Origin of the sequence: Achromobacter xylosoxidans, assembly GCF_014490035.1 — a bacterium.
GTDB classification, from domain to species: Bacteria; Pseudomonadota; Gammaproteobacteria; order Burkholderiales; family Burkholderiaceae_B; genus Achromobacter; species Achromobacter bronchisepticus_A.
This window is the reverse complement of record NZ_CP061008.1, coordinates 288,413-303,512: the sequence shown is the minus strand read 5'-3', so window position 1 is coordinate 303,512 and position 15,100 is coordinate 288,413. Positions and strand designations below refer to the sequence as shown.

The following is a 15,100-nucleotide window of genomic DNA, read 5'->3' as shown; positions in this document are numbered from 1 at the left end:
GGCGTCAAAGCGTATGGGTCGCGCGAACGGCGCCGCGATGTTGCGGCACGGCGCCCCGGCGCGCGAACAGGTAATACAGGATGCTGGGTACGACCAGGCCGATGATCCACGAGATATCCACCCCGCCCAGGCGCTCGACCATCGGACCCGTGTAGAGCTTGGTCGAAATGAAGGGCATCTGCACCAGCACCCCGAACAGATAGATCAGGATCCCAGGCCAGTTCCAGCGGCCATAACGCCCGTTCGGATCCGACAGCGCCTCCACGTCGTATTGCTCGCGGCTCACGAAGTAGTAGTCGACCAGGTTGACCGCGCTCCACGGCACGAAGAACGCCAGCAGGAACAGGATGAAGGACTTGAATGCGTTCAGGAAGGAATGCTGGCCGATCAGCGCCACCGCCGTGGCCGCGGCGACGATCGCCAGCACCAGCAGCGCGCGCTGCCGGCGGGAAATCTCCACATGTCCGCGAAAGCCGCTGGCGATGGTCGCGATGCACATGAAGCTGCCGTAGGAGTTCAGCGTCGAAATCGTGACCTTGCCGAACGCGATGGTGAAGTACAGCAGCGCGGCCGTGGCTCCCGTGCCGCCCAGCCCCACGATGTAGGCAACTTCGCGCCCGGCGAACTGGCCGGCCGCCATGGCCGCGGCCAGCACGCCCAGCACCATGGCGATCTGCGCGCCCAGCACCGAACCCAGTCCTACCGCCAGAAAGGTCTTGAACGACGAGGTCCGGCTCGGCAGATAGCGCGAATAGTCCGCGACGTATGGGCCGTAGGCGATCTGCCACGATGCCGCCAGCGAAACCGCCAGCAGGAATGAACTCCAGGTGAAATGGCGGATCTGCAGCAACTGGCCCACGTCGCCCAGCGCGATAACGCGGCTGAACAGGTAGAAGAAGGCAATGATGCCCAGCACCGTCGCAATCCGTCCGATGATGTGGATCATGCGGTAGCCGAACAGCGTCACCCCGACGATCACCGCGGCGAAGATCAGGATGCCGGCCGTATCGCTCACGCCGAACAGCTGGCCCAGGGCCTGCCCCGACAGCACCGTGCCCGTGGCCGTGAATCCCAGGTACATCAGGCACACCAGCACGATGGGTATCGCCGCGCCATAGACGCCGAACTGCACCCGGCTGGATATCATCTGCGGCAATCCCAGCTTGGGCCCCTGGGCCGCATGCAGCGCCATGACCGCGCCGCCGAAGACCTGTCCGACGAACAGCCCGATCAGCGACCAGAAGACGTCTCCGCCCAGCACCACCGCCAGCGCTCCGGTGATGATGGCGGTGATCTGGAGATTGGCGCCCATCCACAGCGTGAACTGGCTGTAGAGCTTGCCGTGACGCTCCGTTTCGGGGATGAAATCGATCGAGCGCCGCTCGATGAGCGGTCCTCTTGCTGCCTGGCTGTCCTGAGTCATTATGTCGTCCCGGTCATGGCGATTGGACGGGCGCGGTCACGGCCCGCGGGTATGGGCAGCGCGGTATCAGCGCTTGCCCGCAAGCATGGGCAGATTGAGGTTCTGCTCCTGCGCGCATTCAATGGCGGCCGCGTAGCCCGCGTCGGCATGGCGCATGACGCCCGTGCCCGGGTCGTTCGTCAGCACGCGGGCGATGCGCTCGGCGGCCTCGTCCGTGCCGTCGCACACGATGACCATGCCGGCATGCTGCGAGAAGCCCATGCCCACGCCGCCGCCATGGTGCAGCGACACCCAGGTCGCGCCGCTGGCGGTATTCAGCAGCGCGTTCAGCAGCGGCCAGTCCGACACCGCGTCCGAGCCGTCGCGCATGGCTTCGGTTTCACGATTGGGGCTGGCGACCGAGCCGGAATCCAGGTGATCGCGGCCGATGACGATGGGCGCCGACAGCTCGCCCGTGCGGACCATTTCATTGAACGCCAGGCCCAGCCGGGCGCGCTGGCCCAGGCCCACCCAGCAGATGCGCGCCGGCAGCCCCTGGAAGCTGATGCGTTCGCGCGCCATGTCCAGCCAACGGTGCAGGTGCGCGTCGTCGGGGATCAGTTCCTTGACCTTGGCATCGGTCCTGTAGATGTCCTGCGGATCGCCCGACAGCGCTGCCCAGCGGAACGGGCCCACGCCGCGGCAGAACAACGGCCGGATGTAGGCGGGCACGAAGCCCGGAAAATCGAATGCGTCCGCCACGCCTTCTTCCTTGGCCATCTGGCGGATGTTGTTGCCGTAGTCAAAGGTCGGAACGCCCTGGCGCTGGAAGGCCAGCATGGCCTGCACGTGCACCGCCATGGACTGCTTGGCGGCCTTGATGACCGCGGCCGGCTCGCGCTTGGCGCGCGCGCGGTAGTCCTGCCAGGTCCAGCCCGCCGGCAGATAGCCGTTCAGCGGATCGTGCGCGCTGGTCTGGTCCGTCACCATGTCCGGCCGCACGCCGCGGCGCACCAGCTCGGGCAGGATCTCGGCGGCATTGCCGCACAGGGCGATGGAGACGGCGCGCCCTTCCTGCGTGTACTTGGCGATGCGCGCCAGCGCGTCGTCCAGGTCGCGCGCCTGTTCATCGACGTAACGGGTGCGCAGGCGGAAGTCGATGCTGGTCTGTTGGCATTCGATGTTCAGCGAGCAGGCGCCGGCCAGCGTGGCCGCCAGCGGCTGCGCGCCGCCCATGCCGCCCAGGCCCGCGGTCAGCACCCAGCGCCCCTTGAGGTTGCCGCCGTAGTGCTGGCGGCCCGCCTCGACGAAGGTTTCGTACGTGCCCTGCACGATGCCCTGGCTGCCGATGTAGATCCAGCTGCCTGCCGTCATCTGGCCGTACATGGCCAGGCCCTTGGCGTCCAGTTCGTTGAAGTGCTCCCAGGTGGCCCAGTGCGGCACCAGGTTGGAGTTGGCGATCAGCACGCGCGGCGCGTTGGCGTGGGTCTTGAAGACGCCCACCGGCTTGCCGGACTGCACCAGCAGGGTTTCGTCCTCGTTCAGGTTCTTGAGCGACTCGACGATCTTGTCATAGCAGTCCCAGTCGCGGGCGGCGCGGCCGATGCCGCCGTAGACCACCAGTTCCTTGGGATTCTCGGCCACGTCGGGGTCCAGGTTGTTCATCAGCATGCGCAAGGGGGCTTCGGTCAGCCAGCTCTTGGCATTCAGCTGCCTGCCGCGCGGGGCGCGGATAACGACGTCGCGGTATCGGTTCGAGTGTTCCAAGAGGCTCTCCTTGATCAGTTCGGCTGCACGCCGTCGCAGGCGCTGCGCTAGTCTGAATCATAGGATGCCTATGCTTGTATATACAAGCTGATGGGAGTCGATTTTTCCTCGGGGATTACCCGAACGAAAAACCGGGACGATGACGTCCCGGTTTTCATGGAAACAGTGGAATGCCGCCGCCCGCTGGCGGCCGCGCCTCCAGTCAGACCTTGCGCGGCAGCAGTTCGATCACGCAGGCATCCAACGGCGCTTCGGCTTCCAGGCGGTACTCGGCCAGGCCGCCCGACGATGCGGCATGCAGGCAGTCGTAACGCGACGGCAGCGCATGCGGCGCGCCATTGATGCGCACAACGAGCGCACCGTCCGCCGTCAGCACCAGCACCTCGGACGCGGCGCTATGGAATGCCCACGGACCCGCGCCCGCCACCCATTGCAGCCGGGCATGCCAGCGCGCCGGCGCATAGATCAGGTTGAAATCGCGTATCGGTCCGTTCAACAGGCGGCACTGCACCTGCGCATCGCCCGCAAAGGCATAGGCCTGCCGCGGCGCCAGCGGCGCCTGCGCGCGGCCGTCCACGGTGAGTTCTATGCCCTGGCCTTCGAGCACGGTGATGATGCGCTGATAGCCCGTGAAGGCGGAAAACCCGCCGTCCTGCGCCACGTCGGCGATAGACAGCCGCCAGTCGAACGCGGCGGCGCTGCCGCCCGGATTGCAGGCGACTTCCTGCGTGGTGCCGCCGCCATTGCGCCAGGGCATGCGTGGATAGTCGGCGGCGCGGTACAGATGAACTTCGGGTTGCTTCATGTGGTGAACTTGCCTTCCAGGCGATGCCGGGAACCAGGGTGAATCAAACGGGCCAGGGTGACGGCGCGGTCGCCCGACCAAGTGCGGCGGCTGATCAGCAGACAGGGCTCGTCGCGCTCGATCTGCAGCAGCTGGCATTCGCGCGGCTTGGCGAGGATGGCTTCGACCACGTGCTCGCCTTCGCTCAGCGGCGCCACGCGCGTCAGGTATTCATAGGGCGTGCTCTGCGTGAAATCCTGCTTCAGATAGTCAGGCGCCAGACGCACGTTGACGTAGCGATCCTCTAGCTGGATCGGCAGGTCGTCCTCGTAGTGCACGATGACCGAGTGATACACCGGCTGCCCGGCGCGGATATCCAGCGCCAGCGCCTGTTCGGCGCCTGCGGGCTCTTCGGCCAGGCGCACCACGCGGCTGTGGTGGCGATGGTTGCGCGCCGCGATCTCGTCGGCGATGTTGTTGACGGCGAACAGCGCCGAGCGCGCCTTGGGCTGGGCCACGAAGGTGCCCACGCCCTGCATGCGTACCAGCAGCCCCTCGGCCGTCAACTCGCGCAAGGCGCGATTGATGGTCATGCGGCTGAACCCGAGCTCATCGACCAGTTCGCTTTCCGACGGCACCCGGTAATGTTCCGGCCACGCGCCGCTGCGGATCTGCTGCGCGATCATCTGCTTGACCTGCGCATAAAGCGGCGCAGGCGGCGCATTGGCCTGAACGGGCAATTTGGGGGGGTTGGAAGCCATGGGAGATCCTGTAATGCGGCGCAAGGCAACGGACGGCGATCAGCGCCTAGTATAGACAGGTACAGACGGCTATCGGACCCGCGTACCGCGCCCGCACCGGGCTTGTCGCCCGCGCCGCGCCTAGGCATGGTCGCCGGCGCGGGAGTACCGTAGTAGACGTGGGCAGCCAGATTTCCTATACTCCCCCCCTGTATTTATCGGAGCCTGCCGTGCCGCACTCCCCGGAAGAGAAAAAACGCGTCGTCACCCGCTTGCGCCGCATCCAGGGCCAGGCGCTGGCGCTGGAACGAGCCGTGAACGAAGGCACGGAATGCGGCGCGTTGCTGCAGCAACTGGCCGCCTTGCGCGGCGCCGCCACCGGCCTGATGGCCGAGGTGCTGGAAAGCCATCTGCGCGAAACCTTCCTCCAATCCGCCCAGGGCGGCCGCCAGGACGCCACGATCGAACCCGAAGCGGAGATCGATCTCTTGATGCGCCTGGTCCGTTCCTATTTGAAATAACGCCATCTGACATACGTGGAGCCCTAGCTATGAAATCACGCGCAGCAGTCGCATTCGGACCCGGCAAGCCGCTGGAAATCGTTGAAATCGACGTCGCGCCGCCGCAGCGCGGCGAGGTGCTGGTGAAGATCACCCACACCGGCGTCTGCCACACCGACGCCTTCACCCTCAGCGGCGACGACCCTGAAGGCCTGTTCCCCGCGGTGCTGGGCCACGAAGGCGCGGGCGTGGTGGTCGAAGTCGGCGAAGGCGTGACCTCGCTGAAACCCGGCGACCACGTCATCCCGCTCTACACGGCCGAATGCCGCGAGTGCAAGTTCTGCCTGTCCGGCAAGACCAACCTGTGCCAGAAGGTGCGCGCCACCCAGGGCAAGGGCGTCATGCCCGACGGCACCTCGCGCTTCAGCTACGAAGGCAAGCCGCTCTACCACTACATGGGCTGCTCCACTTTCAGCGAGTACACGGTGGTCAACGAGATCTCGCTGGCCAAGATCAACCCGGCCGCTCCGCATGAAAAGGTCTGCTTGCTGGGCTGCGGCGTCACCACCGGCCTGGGCGCCGTGCACAACACCGCCAAGGTCAAGGAAGGCGACACCGTCGCCGTGTTCGGCCTGGGCGGCATCGGCCTGGCCGTGATCCAGGGTGCGGTGCAGGCCAAGGCGGGCCGCATCATCGCCGTGGACACCAACCCCAACAAGTTCGTGCTGGCCAGCGCCATGGGCGCGACCGACTGCGTCAACCCCAAGGACCACGACAAGCCGATCCAGGACGTCATCGTCGAAATGACCGACGGCGGCGTGGACTTCTCGTTCGAGTGCATCGGCAACGTGCACGTGATGCGCGCCGCGCTGGAATGCTGCCACAAGGGCTGGGGCGAGAGCATCATCATCGGCGTCGCCGGCGCCGGCCAGGAAATCAGCACGCGTCCGTTCCAGCTGGTCACCGGCCGCGTCTGGCGCGGTTCGGCCTTCGGCGGCGTCAAGGGCCGCACGCAGTTGCCGGGCATGGTGGAAGACGCCATGAGCGGCAAGATCGACCTGGATCCGTTCGTGACCCACACCCTGCCGCTGGAACGCATCAACGAAGCCTTTGACCTGATGCATGAAGGCAAGTCGATCCGCACGGTGATCCACTACTAAGCCCGCATCTTGCGGCAACGACGGGCCCGGCGCGGCATGCGCCGGGCCCGTTGCTTTTCCATGACAGGCGTGCGACATGTCGCGCGCAACATGACAACACTGTCATTCATTTCCGCGTCATCTTGACCCGCGACCATTCGCCCTCCGATGACAGAGGGGTACACGCGAATGAACACGTGGAAGAGGAACGCGGGCGCGGCCATGCTGAGCGCCCTGGCGCTTCTGGCCGGCTGCGGCGGCGGCGATGGCGATGACGACAAGGTCGTCGAACAGCCCGAACAGCCCGCGCCCGGGCGGCCGATGGAACTGACGATCCTGCACATCAACGATCACCATTCCAACCTGGACAGCAAGAAGAAGGACCTCAAGCTCAAGAACGCTTCCGGCGCGCGCGTCGCCGTGAACGCCGATACGGGCGGCTTTCCGCGAGTGACCGGCGCGATCAACGCGCTGGCTGCGCAATCCGCCAACGTGCTCAAGCTGCACGCGGGCGACGCCACCACCGGCACGCTGTACTTCAACCGCGCGGGCGAACCGGGCGAGGCCGACGCCGCCATGATGAACACCGTCTGCTTCGACGCCATGACCCTGGGCAACCACGAGTTCGACAAGGGCGACAGCGGCCTGAAGCGCTTCATCGAACTGCTGCACGCGGGCGCCTGCCAGACGCCCGTGCTGAGCGCCAACGTCACATTCGCCGCCGGCTCGGCGCTGAACCCCTCGCGCGCCCCCGGCATGGTCAAGCCCGCCGTGGTCCTCAAGCGCGACGGCCAAGATATCGGCCTGGTCGGCCTGACCATCGCCGCCAAGACCCAGCAGTCCTCCAGCCCGGACGCCGGCACCGTGTTCTCGGACGAGACCATCGCCGCGCAGCAGCAGATCGACGCGCTGCGCGCGCAGGGCGTGAACAAGATCGTGGTGATGAGCCACATCGGCTACGGCTATGACAAGCAGGTGATCGCGCAGCTAAGCGGCGTGGACGTGGTGGTGGGCGGCGACTCGCACACGCTGCTGGGTCCCGCCTCCATGGCGGACTATGGCGTGGGGTCGCCAGCGGGCGCCTATCCCACCGTGCTGCAGGACATGGACGGCAAGCGCGTCTGCCTGGTGCAGGCCTGGGAGTACTCGCAGGTGGTCGGCGAGCTGAAGGTCAGCTTCGACGCCAATGGCGACGTCACCGCCTGCGCCGGCACGCCGCACGTGCTGATGGACGGCCCGCTGAAGGTCGCCGGCGCCGCGCCTTCGGCGGCTGACGAAGCCGCGATCCAGGCGGACGTGCAGGCCAGCGGCTTCTTGCGCATGCAAACGCCCGACGCGCAGGCCGCGTCTGTGCTGCAGCCGTTCAAGGCCCGCGTCGACCAGTTCAGCCGCAGCCTGGTCGCTTCGGTGCCGCAGGAACTATGCTCCCGGCGCGTGCCGGGCGGTCCCGGTACGCGCGACTACAGCCGCTCCAGCGCCGCCTGCAATACGCTGGGCAGCGTCAGCCTGCGCGGCGGCGACATCCAGCAGCTGGTGGCCCAGGCCTACCTGGACGTGGCCAACGCCAGCTACGGCGGCGCCGACATCTCGCTGCAAAGCGGCGGCGGCGTGCGCGTGCCGCTACTGGGCAACGTCACGGCGGCCAATGTGATCGAGGTGGTGCCTTTCGGCAATATGCTCTGGCGCCTGGACGTGACCGGGGCCGAGGTCAAGAGCATGCTGGAAGACGGCATGCAGGCGGTCTACGGCGCGGGCGGCTCCACCGGCCCCTATCCGTACGCCGGCGGCCTGCGCTGGGACGTGAATGCGGCCCAGGCCCAGGGCAGCCGCGTGTCCAACATCGAAGTCCGGGATCAGGCCAGCGGCAACTGGCTGCCGCTGGACCCAAGCCGCAGCTACAAGCTGTTCGTGCTGAGCTTCAACGCCACCGGCGGCGACGGCTACAAGACCCTGGCCAACGTGCCGGCCTCGCGCCGGCAGGACATCGGCGTGCTGGACGCCGACGTGTTGCAGGCCTACATCGACAAGCAGGCCAAGGACCCCGTCAGCGGCCTGCCGGTGCTGAACCTGCTGCCCGTGAGCCTGTACAGCACCAAGACGTACAGCGAATAACGGCGGACGCCGGGCGCGGCCCTCAGGCCGGCTGCGCCTGGCTTTCGCGATAGACGCGTTCGGTCTTGCCGACGAACGTGCTCAGCGAAAATTCCCGCAACGCCGTGCTGCGGGCCTCGGCGCCCATCACGCCCAAGGCCTCGCGGTTTTCCAGGATCTTCGACAACGCTTCGACGATGCTGTCCACCGAGGCCGGCGGCACCACCCAGCCGTCGCGGCCATCGGTGACGTTTTCGGGCAGTCCGCCCACCGCGCTGACGATCACCGGCTTGCCGGCGGCCATCATCTCGCGGCAGGCGAAGGAAATCGTCTCCAGCTTCGAGGACAGCACAAAGCCCACGTCCAGCGCCGAAAGGAAAGGGCTGACATCGTCCAGCAGGCCGGTGAACACCACCTGGTCCGACATGCCCAGCTCGCTGACGCGGCGCATCTGCTCGGCGTCCGGCAGTTTTCCGGCGATCAACACCACCACCTGGCGCCGCTTGCTTTCAGGCAGCATGGACACGGCAGTCACCATGTCCAACCAGTTCTTGTAGACCGCGGTGCCGGCATTGCTGCCAATGACCAGGCGGCCTTGCATGCCCTCGGGCAGGAGACTGCCGCGCGCCTGCGCCACTTCGCGCCGCGACGCCGGGCTGCACTTTTCCGTATCCACGCCGTTGTGCACCACGCGCAGGTCTTCGTTGCGGAAGACCGACTGCTTCATGCGGCGAAACGTATGAGTGCACACGCAGATGACGCGGTTGGTGCCCCACTTGGCGCGCACCCGCGCGCCCAGGCTGTTGGCGCTGCGGTCGGTATGCTGGGTGTACACCATGAAGGGACGCCGCGCGCCCATGCCCATGGTCGCCAGCATGCACAGGCGATGATCGGCGGAGCCGTTGGCGTGGACCACGTCGAACTTTTCGTCGCGCAGCAAAGCCCGCAGGCGGCGCAGCGCGCGCAGCTGCTGCAGCGGCCGGCCCTTGAACTCCAGGTCCAGCGTGCGCACGCCGGGCAGCGCAGCGGCCTCGGCCAGCAGGCGGCTGCTGGCGGGCGCCGCCACCGTCACCTCGGACTTTTCGCACAGAATGCGCGCCAGCGACATTACGTAGGTAGTGTGGCCGCCGCCATCGCCTTGGTGGAAATTGGTGTACAGAATCTTCATGGGGTCATACTCGATAACGGCTGCGCGGGCAGCAGGCAGCTCCAATCGCGCTTCTCGAACACGTCGTTCCCCAGCCGGCTGGCGAGCGACAGGTTGTAGACCTTGATGCCGCGTGCGCCAAGCAGCCGGCTGGCTTGCCGGAATGCGGGTTCGATGTGTCCGGAGAATTGCCGGTCCAGCGCGGTGGACAGCTGCGTTGCCGCGCTTTCATAGAAACGGGGTCCCGCCGCGGCCGTCAGGTCCAGGCCGTGCAGGTAGATGGTTTTCGCGCCCAGCCACGCCAGCAGCTGCAAGCCCGTATAGGCGACGGTGCCGCCGCCGAACAGGCCGCGCGGCGGGTCCAGGCTGAAGCCGTGCGCATGTACCGGATTGCGCGCATCGAACAGCACCAGTCCGGGGTCGCCGGCCAGGCGCGCTTCCAGCTCCTCGGGGCGCGCGCGCGGCTGCAGCGCGCGCTGATGCACCTCTTCGAACAGCGCAATGCGGCAGCGCACGTTCTTGCGGTCGAACAGGAAGCCTATCCAGCGGTAGACCTCGGGCGTGACGAACAACGTCAGGTCCTGCGCCAGCACTTCCGCCACCAGATCGCGCCTGCGGTTGACGAAACCCGCATCGAGCATCGCGTAATAGGCAAAACGCAGGGTAGGGTGCTGACGCCGCAGCGCGATCGAGCCGTTGACGCCCATCGCCACATCCAGGCGGCAACGCGCGTAGTCGATCCGAGCCACCGAAGGGCCGCTCAGTATCAGATGGGCGTCGGCGCCGATGTCGCGCGGCAGTTGTTCCAGCGGGGTGATGGCGGGGCCTTGCACGCCACGCAGCTCGCAACCTGTCAGCCGCTCTTGCGCATCGCGCCGCAACGTCACGAAGGGCCACAAGGTTTCGTTGTGCCGATACGCGGCGGGCCGGGTGTGGCGGTAGAAGTAACGCAGGCTCTTGGTCAGCGGACGCGAACACAGCAAGCGTGGAATGAGCCCGGGACTAGGCATGAGCAATGTTGCGCGGAAGCCGCGAAATAACCTTGTGAGCGGCGAATTCTACGCAGGCGGACCTGTCGAAAAAGCGAGTGAACCCTTGAAGATGTAACGCTTTTGTGGAAACTCCAAAACGTCCCTAAATTTGTTGCGGACGCTTTCCACAGAGCACGGCATCGCGATGTCCGAAAATTTTCGATTACGTTTTGCCGCAAAGATTAGCCTGCTCGGCAACGCCATGCGCTAGCTGCAGCGCCGCGCCCGCGGCCTTCCGCTACGATGCGGGTATCGCAATGTCCCGATTCAAGCACTCAACCCTGGATAGGAAGGATTTCGATGTCTACGACCGCCACCCTGAACGCGGCTGCCGCCCACGCCCCCCGCCTGAGCGTGCCGGCGTTCCGCGCACGCAAGCGCCAGGAACCGCTGGTGATGCTGACGGCCTACACGGCGCGCATGGCCGAACTGCTGGACCCGCATTGCGATGCCCTGCTGGTAGGCGACAGCCTGGCGCAGACGATCTACGGACTGCCTTCCACCGTGCCCGTCACGCTGGACATGATGATTGCGCACGGCGCCGCCGTGGTGCGCGGCTCGCGCCGGGCGCTGATCGTCGTCGACATGCCTTTCGGCAGTTATGAGGAAAGCCCCGAACAAGCCTTCCGATCCGCGGCGCGCATCATGAAGGAAACGGGCGCGGGCGCGGTCAAGCTGGAGGGCGGCCAGAGCATGGCGCCCACCGTCGCCTACCTGTCGGCGCGCGGCATCCCGGTCATGGGCCATGTCGGCCTGACGCCGCAAGCCGTGAACATCCTGGGCGGCTACGGCGCGCGCGGCCGCGGCGAAGCCGAATACGCCCGCATCGCCGCCGATGCCGCCGCCGTGGCGGACGCCGGCGCCTTCTCGCTGGTGATCGAGGGCGTGGTCGAGCCGCTGGCGGCGTCGATCACCGAGGCCGTCGCCTGCCCGACCATAGGCATAGGCGCATCCGCGCGCTGCGACGGCCAGGTGCTGGTGGTGGACGACATGCTGGGCATGTTCGAGCGCACCGCGCGCTTCGTGAAACGCTACGACGACCTGGCCGGCCGCATCCAGCAGGCGGCGCAAAGCTATGCCGGCGAAGTCCGTGCGCGGACCTTCCCCGAATCGGCCCATCTTTACGGCGTGGCGGGCGGCGCCTGATGGCGGCGCGCGTTTCTCGCTAGAATCTTCCCCATGCCTTTCTACGCACACACCTCATGAGCACGCCCCGCATGGACACGCCCCAGTTGCAGGACGCCATCGCGGACGCCATCAGCACCGCGACGCGCGGCGCGGGGCGTGTGAATATCCTGGTCGCGGGCAAGACCGGCGTGGGCAAGAGCACGCTGCTCAACGCCGTATTCCGCGGCGACCTGGCCAAGACCGGCGCGGGCAAGCCCGTCACCCAGTCGACCCAGGAATTCACCCGGGCCGGCCATCCGCTCACCATCATCGACACGCGCGGCCTGGAGGTCGGCGACTACGAGCGCTCGCGCCAGCAGCTGGCGGACCTGATCCAGGAACGCTCCGCCTCCGACGACCAGGACCGGCATCTGCATGTGGCCTGGCTCTGCATCCAGGACAGCAGCCACCGCGTCGAAGACGCCGAAATCGAGCTGTGCAACATGCTGTCCGATGCCGGCATCCCCGTCGTGGCGGTGCTGACCAAGGCGCGCAAGAACAGCCCCTTCGTCGACGAAGCGCGCAAGCTGCTGCCGCGCGCCAAACAGGTGGTGGCGGTGCGCGCGCTGCCTGAATGGATCGAGGAGCTGGACGCGGAACTGCCGCCCATGGGCCTGGACAACCTGATCGAGGCCACGGCGCTGCACATCCCCGAAGCGCAGCAGCGGGCCTATGCCAACGCCCTGTCCACCCGCAACAAGAAAGCCCTGGAAGTAAAAAAAAAGCGGGCTGAGATAGAGGTCAACGTGGCCGCCGGCCTGGCCGCCTCGGCTGCCGCCGCGCCCATCCCGTTCTCCGACGCCGTCGCGCTGGTGCCGATCCAGGTCGGCATGATCGCCAAGATCGGCATCACCTTCGGGATGGAACTGAATACCGCCGCCATCACCACGCTGGTCACCTCCACGCTGGGCGCGTCCGCCGCCACGCTGATCGGGCGCTCGGTGGTCTCGGGGCTGCTGAAATTCATCCCCGGCGCGGGCAGCGCGGTGGGCGGCACCATCGCCGCCACCACCGCCGGCGCCATCACCAAGCTGCTGGGCAATGCCTACGTGGCCGTGCTGTACGACTTCTGCCTGAAGCATCCGGGCAAGGACATCGACATCGCGATGATCGCCCAGGCCTTGAAGCAGCGCGTCAGCTTCTGACGGCCCGCGTCCGCGACGGTGTTTGCGCACCAGTGCGGACGGATCTCTTTGCGCACCGGCGCGGACCGTTCCTTGCGAACCGCGCCGCGCCCGCGGCGCCAGATCTATACTTTTCGAACCGCCCCCGCCGCTGCGACGCGCCAGCGGCCCGGACTTCCCGCGCCGCGCGCCGGATGTTCTTGCGCAGGCCCACGCAGCCTGCGCACAGGGAGACTCTCATGACTCGCAAATACATCGATTGCCGCGAGTACCCCAGCGAAATGAATTGTTCGGTGGCCTTGGCCGCGGATTCCGAAAAGGAACTGCTGGAAGCGGCCGTGCAGCACGCCACCACGGTCCACAAGCATGCCGACAGTCCCGAGCTGCGCTCGCAGCTGAAGTCGCTGTTCCACGACGGCACGCCGCCGGTTGAAACCCCGCGGCGCGCCTGAGCGCGCCGCGGCCGCCATCGCATCAGCGCTGGCGCGGCCCGCCGCGCCAGCGTCGGCAAACACGGCCGCGCCACGAAGACGCGGCCGTCCGCCGGCGCTATGCCCGGGCGAGCGCGGGCTGCGCCGCGCGCACCGCCTCGAACAGGTTCTTCGGATCCGGCAATTGCGGCGCCACCTCGATGCGGGCGCCGATGCCGTGTCGAGCGGCGGCGTCGCGCAGCCAGCGCAGCGCCGAAAAATCCTCCAGCGCAAAGCCCACCGAATCGAAGATGGTCACGTCCGCTGCGCTCCTGCGGCCGGCGCTCTGGCCGGTCAACACCCGCCACAGTTCCGTCACCGCGAAGTCCGCGGGCATCTGCTGCAGATCGCCTTCGATGCGCGTCTGCGGCTCGTATTCCACGAACACCGGTCCCGCGCGCAGCACGTCCTCGTGCAGTTCCGTCTTGCCCGGGCAGTCGCCGCCGACGGCGTTGATGTGCATGCCCGGCTCGACCATGTCCCCGGTCAGGATGGTGGCATAGGCCTTGTCCGCCGTCACCGTGGTGACGATGTCCGTGCCCTTGACCGCCTCTGCCGCACTATCGAAGCGCACCACGCGCAAGCCGGGCACTGAAGCCAGATTGCTTTCAAGCTTGCGTGTGGCGCCTGCGTCCACGTCATAGACGTGCAGCGTGTCGACGCCGAGGATGTAATGGAAGGCCAGCGCCTGGAACTCGCTTTGCGCGCCGTTGCCGATCAGCGCCATCTTGCGCGAGTCCGGCCGGGCCAACGCGCGCGCCGCCAGGGCGGAGGTCACGGCCGTGCGCAATGCGGTGGTCAAGGTCAGCTCGCTGATCAGCAGCGGCTCCCCGGTGCTGACTCGCGCCAGCGCGCCGAAGGCCATCACGGTGGACAGCCCGTCCAGCGGATTGCCTGGATGGCCGTTGACGTACTTGAAGGTGTAGAACTCGCTGTCGGCGGTGGGCATCAGTTCGATCACGCCGGTCGCGGAATGGCTGGCCACCCGCGCGCTCTTGTCGAATTCCTGCCATCGAAGAAAGTCCGACAGCAGATAGTCCAGCAGACCGGAAAAGACCTGTTGCGGGCCTTGCAGGGCCACGATCTTGGCCACGTCGGAAGTTGAAAGCAGCGTCGTCAATTTGTTCTCCCCGAGTTATGGAACAGAAATTCTGGGGGATGGGCAAACCAATTAATAGTGACAATAATCCACACAAAACGCTAAGATTCTGCCATTCTGCCAGCGCCAAATAGCACTATTAACAATGGACACGCTAGATCAGAACCTGCTGGGCCTGCTGCGCGCCGACGCCCGCATGTCCGTCGCCACCTTGGCGAAAAAACTCGATGTCTCGCGCGGCACCATCGACAACCGCATCCGCAAACTGGAAGAGCGCGGCGTCATCCGCGGCTATACCGTGCGCCTGCGGCCCGAGGTGGAAACCGAGGACATCGTCGCCTGGATGAGCATCGCCGTCGAAGGCCATGAAACCCGCAAGATCGTGAGCCTGCTGATGGGCGAACCCAGCGTGGCGGGCCTGCACGACACCAACGGCCGCTGGGACCTGCTGGCCGAGCTGCGCGTGCCCACCATCGACCAGCTGTCCGAAGTGCTGGACCGCCTGCGCACGCTCAAGGGCATCTCCGCCACGGAAACCAGCATCCATCTCAAGACCTTCAAGGCACTCTGAGCGCGGATTGCCCCGGGGAAACCCGATATAAAACTTTGCATAGCCTCCATGATCCAGCGTTATGCATC

Annotated in this window: 14 protein-coding genes; 7 read left to right on the top strand and 7 right to left on the bottom strand. The window is 66.5% G+C overall.

Going from position 1 to position 15,100, the window contains the following annotated elements; genetic code table 11:
* Positions 1-4: 4 nt before the first annotated feature.
* From IAG39_RS01420 to hutC, 4 genes are all read right to left on the bottom strand, one after another.
* Positions 5-1,423, bottom strand: coding sequence for a purine-cytosine permease family protein (locus tag IAG39_RS01420; RefSeq protein WP_059377045.1), 1,419 nt, complete (start codon positions 1,421-1,423; stop codon positions 5-7).
* A 66-nt stretch (positions 1,424-1,489) separates the two neighbouring features.
* A complete protein-coding gene (gene hutU / locus IAG39_RS01415; RefSeq protein ID WP_118932319.1) occupies positions 1,490-3,169 on the bottom strand; it encodes a urocanate hydratase in 1,680 nt (559 codons plus the stop codon).
* A 202-nt stretch (positions 3,170-3,371) separates the two neighbouring features.
* On the bottom strand, positions 3,372-3,974 hold the full coding sequence (locus tag IAG39_RS01410; protein ID WP_118932318.1) for a HutD family protein: 603 nt from the start codon (positions 3,972-3,974) through the stop codon (positions 3,372-3,374).
* Positions 3,971-4,714 (bottom strand): histidine utilization repressor, encoded by a 744-nt coding sequence (hutC, locus tag IAG39_RS01405; RefSeq protein WP_059377027.1) that lies wholly within the window; start codon positions 4,712-4,714, stop codon positions 3,971-3,973. Before hutC ends, IAG39_RS01410 begins: the two co-directional genes overlap by 4 nt.
* A gap of 209 nt (positions 4,715-4,923) precedes the next feature.
* Between hutC and IAG39_RS01400 the strand changes: the two genes are divergently transcribed.
* The 3 genes from IAG39_RS01400 to IAG39_RS01390 all read left to right on the top strand — a co-directional run bounded on the left by IAG39_RS01400 (position 4,924) and on the right by IAG39_RS01390 (position 8,444).
* Positions 4,924-5,214, top strand: coding sequence for a metal-sensing transcriptional repressor (locus IAG39_RS01400; protein ID WP_041652083.1), 291 nt, complete (start codon positions 4,924-4,926; stop codon positions 5,212-5,214).
* Between the two features lie 29 nt (positions 5,215-5,243).
* Positions 5,244-6,353, top strand: a complete 1,110-nt coding sequence (locus tag IAG39_RS01395) for an S-(hydroxymethyl)glutathione dehydrogenase/class III alcohol dehydrogenase (RefSeq protein ID WP_059377025.1) — start codon at positions 5,244-5,246, stop codon at positions 6,351-6,353.
* Between the two features lie 168 nt (positions 6,354-6,521).
* Positions 6,522-8,444: a bifunctional metallophosphatase/5'-nucleotidase gene (locus IAG39_RS01390; RefSeq protein WP_118932317.1), complete on the top strand. Its 1,923-nt coding sequence runs from the start codon at positions 6,522-6,524 to the stop codon at positions 8,442-8,444.
* A 22-nt stretch (positions 8,445-8,466) separates the two neighbouring features.
* On the opposite strand, the gene IAG39_RS01385 is transcribed toward IAG39_RS01390, so the two are convergent.
* Together IAG39_RS01385 and IAG39_RS01380 are read right to left on the bottom strand one after the other, a co-directional pair.
* Positions 8,467-9,591, bottom strand: a complete 1,125-nt coding sequence (locus IAG39_RS01385) for a glycosyltransferase family 4 protein (RefSeq protein ID WP_118932316.1) — start codon at positions 9,589-9,591, stop codon at positions 8,467-8,469.
* The gene (locus IAG39_RS01380; RefSeq protein ID WP_118932315.1) at positions 9,588-10,580 is read right to left on the bottom strand and encodes a hypothetical protein; all 993 of its coding nucleotides are present in this window, start codon (positions 10,578-10,580) and stop codon (positions 9,588-9,590) included. The genes IAG39_RS01385 and IAG39_RS01380 overlap by 4 nt, the downstream gene beginning before the upstream one ends.
* A 321-nt stretch (positions 10,581-10,901) precedes the next feature.
* Between IAG39_RS01380 and panB the strand changes: the two genes are divergently transcribed.
* The 3 genes from panB to IAG39_RS01365 all read left to right on the top strand — a co-directional run bounded on the left by panB (position 10,902) and on the right by IAG39_RS01365 (position 13,344).
* Positions 10,902-11,747 (top strand): 3-methyl-2-oxobutanoate hydroxymethyltransferase, encoded by an 846-nt coding sequence (gene panB / locus IAG39_RS01375; protein ID WP_118932314.1) that lies wholly within the window; start codon positions 10,902-10,904, stop codon positions 11,745-11,747.
* Between the two features lie 56 nt (positions 11,748-11,803).
* A complete protein-coding gene (locus IAG39_RS01370; protein ID WP_118932313.1) occupies positions 11,804-12,913 on the top strand; it encodes a YcjF family protein in 1,110 nt (369 codons plus the stop codon).
* Between the two features lie 218 nt (positions 12,914-13,131).
* Complete coding sequence (locus IAG39_RS01365) at positions 13,132-13,344, top strand: DUF1059 domain-containing protein (RefSeq protein WP_059377009.1); 213 nt, start codon at positions 13,132-13,134, stop codon at positions 13,342-13,344.
* A gap of 97 nt (positions 13,345-13,441) precedes the next feature.
* Here the strand turns inward: IAG39_RS01365 and IAG39_RS01360 are convergent, their stop codons facing one another.
* A complete protein-coding gene (locus IAG39_RS01360) occupies positions 13,442-14,482 on the bottom strand; it encodes an ornithine cyclodeaminase (RefSeq protein ID WP_118932312.1) in 1,041 nt (346 codons plus the stop codon).
* A gap of 124 nt (positions 14,483-14,606) precedes the next feature.
* Here IAG39_RS01360 and IAG39_RS01355 point away from each other — a divergent pair, with 124 nt between their 5' ends.
* Positions 14,607-15,032, top strand: a complete 426-nt coding sequence (locus IAG39_RS01355; protein WP_059377005.1) for an Lrp/AsnC family transcriptional regulator — start codon at positions 14,607-14,609, stop codon at positions 15,030-15,032.
* The last annotated feature ends 68 nt before the right edge of the window (positions 15,033-15,100 follow it).

Excerpts from the sequence above, each read along its gene's own strand:
- IAG39_RS01420 (WP_059377045.1), bottom strand. The coding sequence starts at position 1,423 with ATGACTCAGGACAGCCAGGCAGCAAGAGGACCGCTCATCGAGCGGCGC.
- IAG39_RS01410 (WP_118932318.1), bottom strand. The coding sequence starts at position 3,974 with ATGAAGCAACCCGAAGTTCATCTGTACCGCGCCGCCGACTATCCACGC.
- hutC (WP_059377027.1), bottom strand. The coding sequence starts at position 4,714 with ATGGCTTCCAACCCCCCCAAATTGCCCGTTCAGGCCAATGCGCCGCCT.
- IAG39_RS01395 (WP_059377025.1), top strand. The coding sequence starts at position 5,244 with ATGAAATCACGCGCAGCAGTCGCATTCGGACCCGGCAAGCCGCTGGAA.
- IAG39_RS01390 (WP_118932317.1), top strand. The coding sequence starts at position 6,522 with ATGAACACGTGGAAGAGGAACGCGGGCGCGGCCATGCTGAGCGCCCTG.
- IAG39_RS01385 (WP_118932316.1), bottom strand. The coding sequence starts at position 9,591 with ATGAAGATTCTGTACACCAATTTCCACCAAGGCGATGGCGGCGGCCAC.
- IAG39_RS01380 (WP_118932315.1), bottom strand. The coding sequence starts at position 10,580 with ATGCCTAGTCCCGGGCTCATTCCACGCTTGCTGTGTTCGCGTCCGCTG.
- panB (WP_118932314.1), top strand. The coding sequence starts at position 10,902 with ATGTCTACGACCGCCACCCTGAACGCGGCTGCCGCCCACGCCCCCCGC.
- IAG39_RS01370 (WP_118932313.1), top strand. The coding sequence starts at position 11,804 with ATGAGCACGCCCCGCATGGACACGCCCCAGTTGCAGGACGCCATCGCG.
- IAG39_RS01365 (WP_059377009.1), top strand. The coding sequence starts at position 13,132 with ATGACTCGCAAATACATCGATTGCCGCGAGTACCCCAGCGAAATGAAT.
- IAG39_RS01355 (WP_059377005.1), top strand. The coding sequence starts at position 14,607 with ATGGACACGCTAGATCAGAACCTGCTGGGCCTGCTGCGCGCCGACGCC.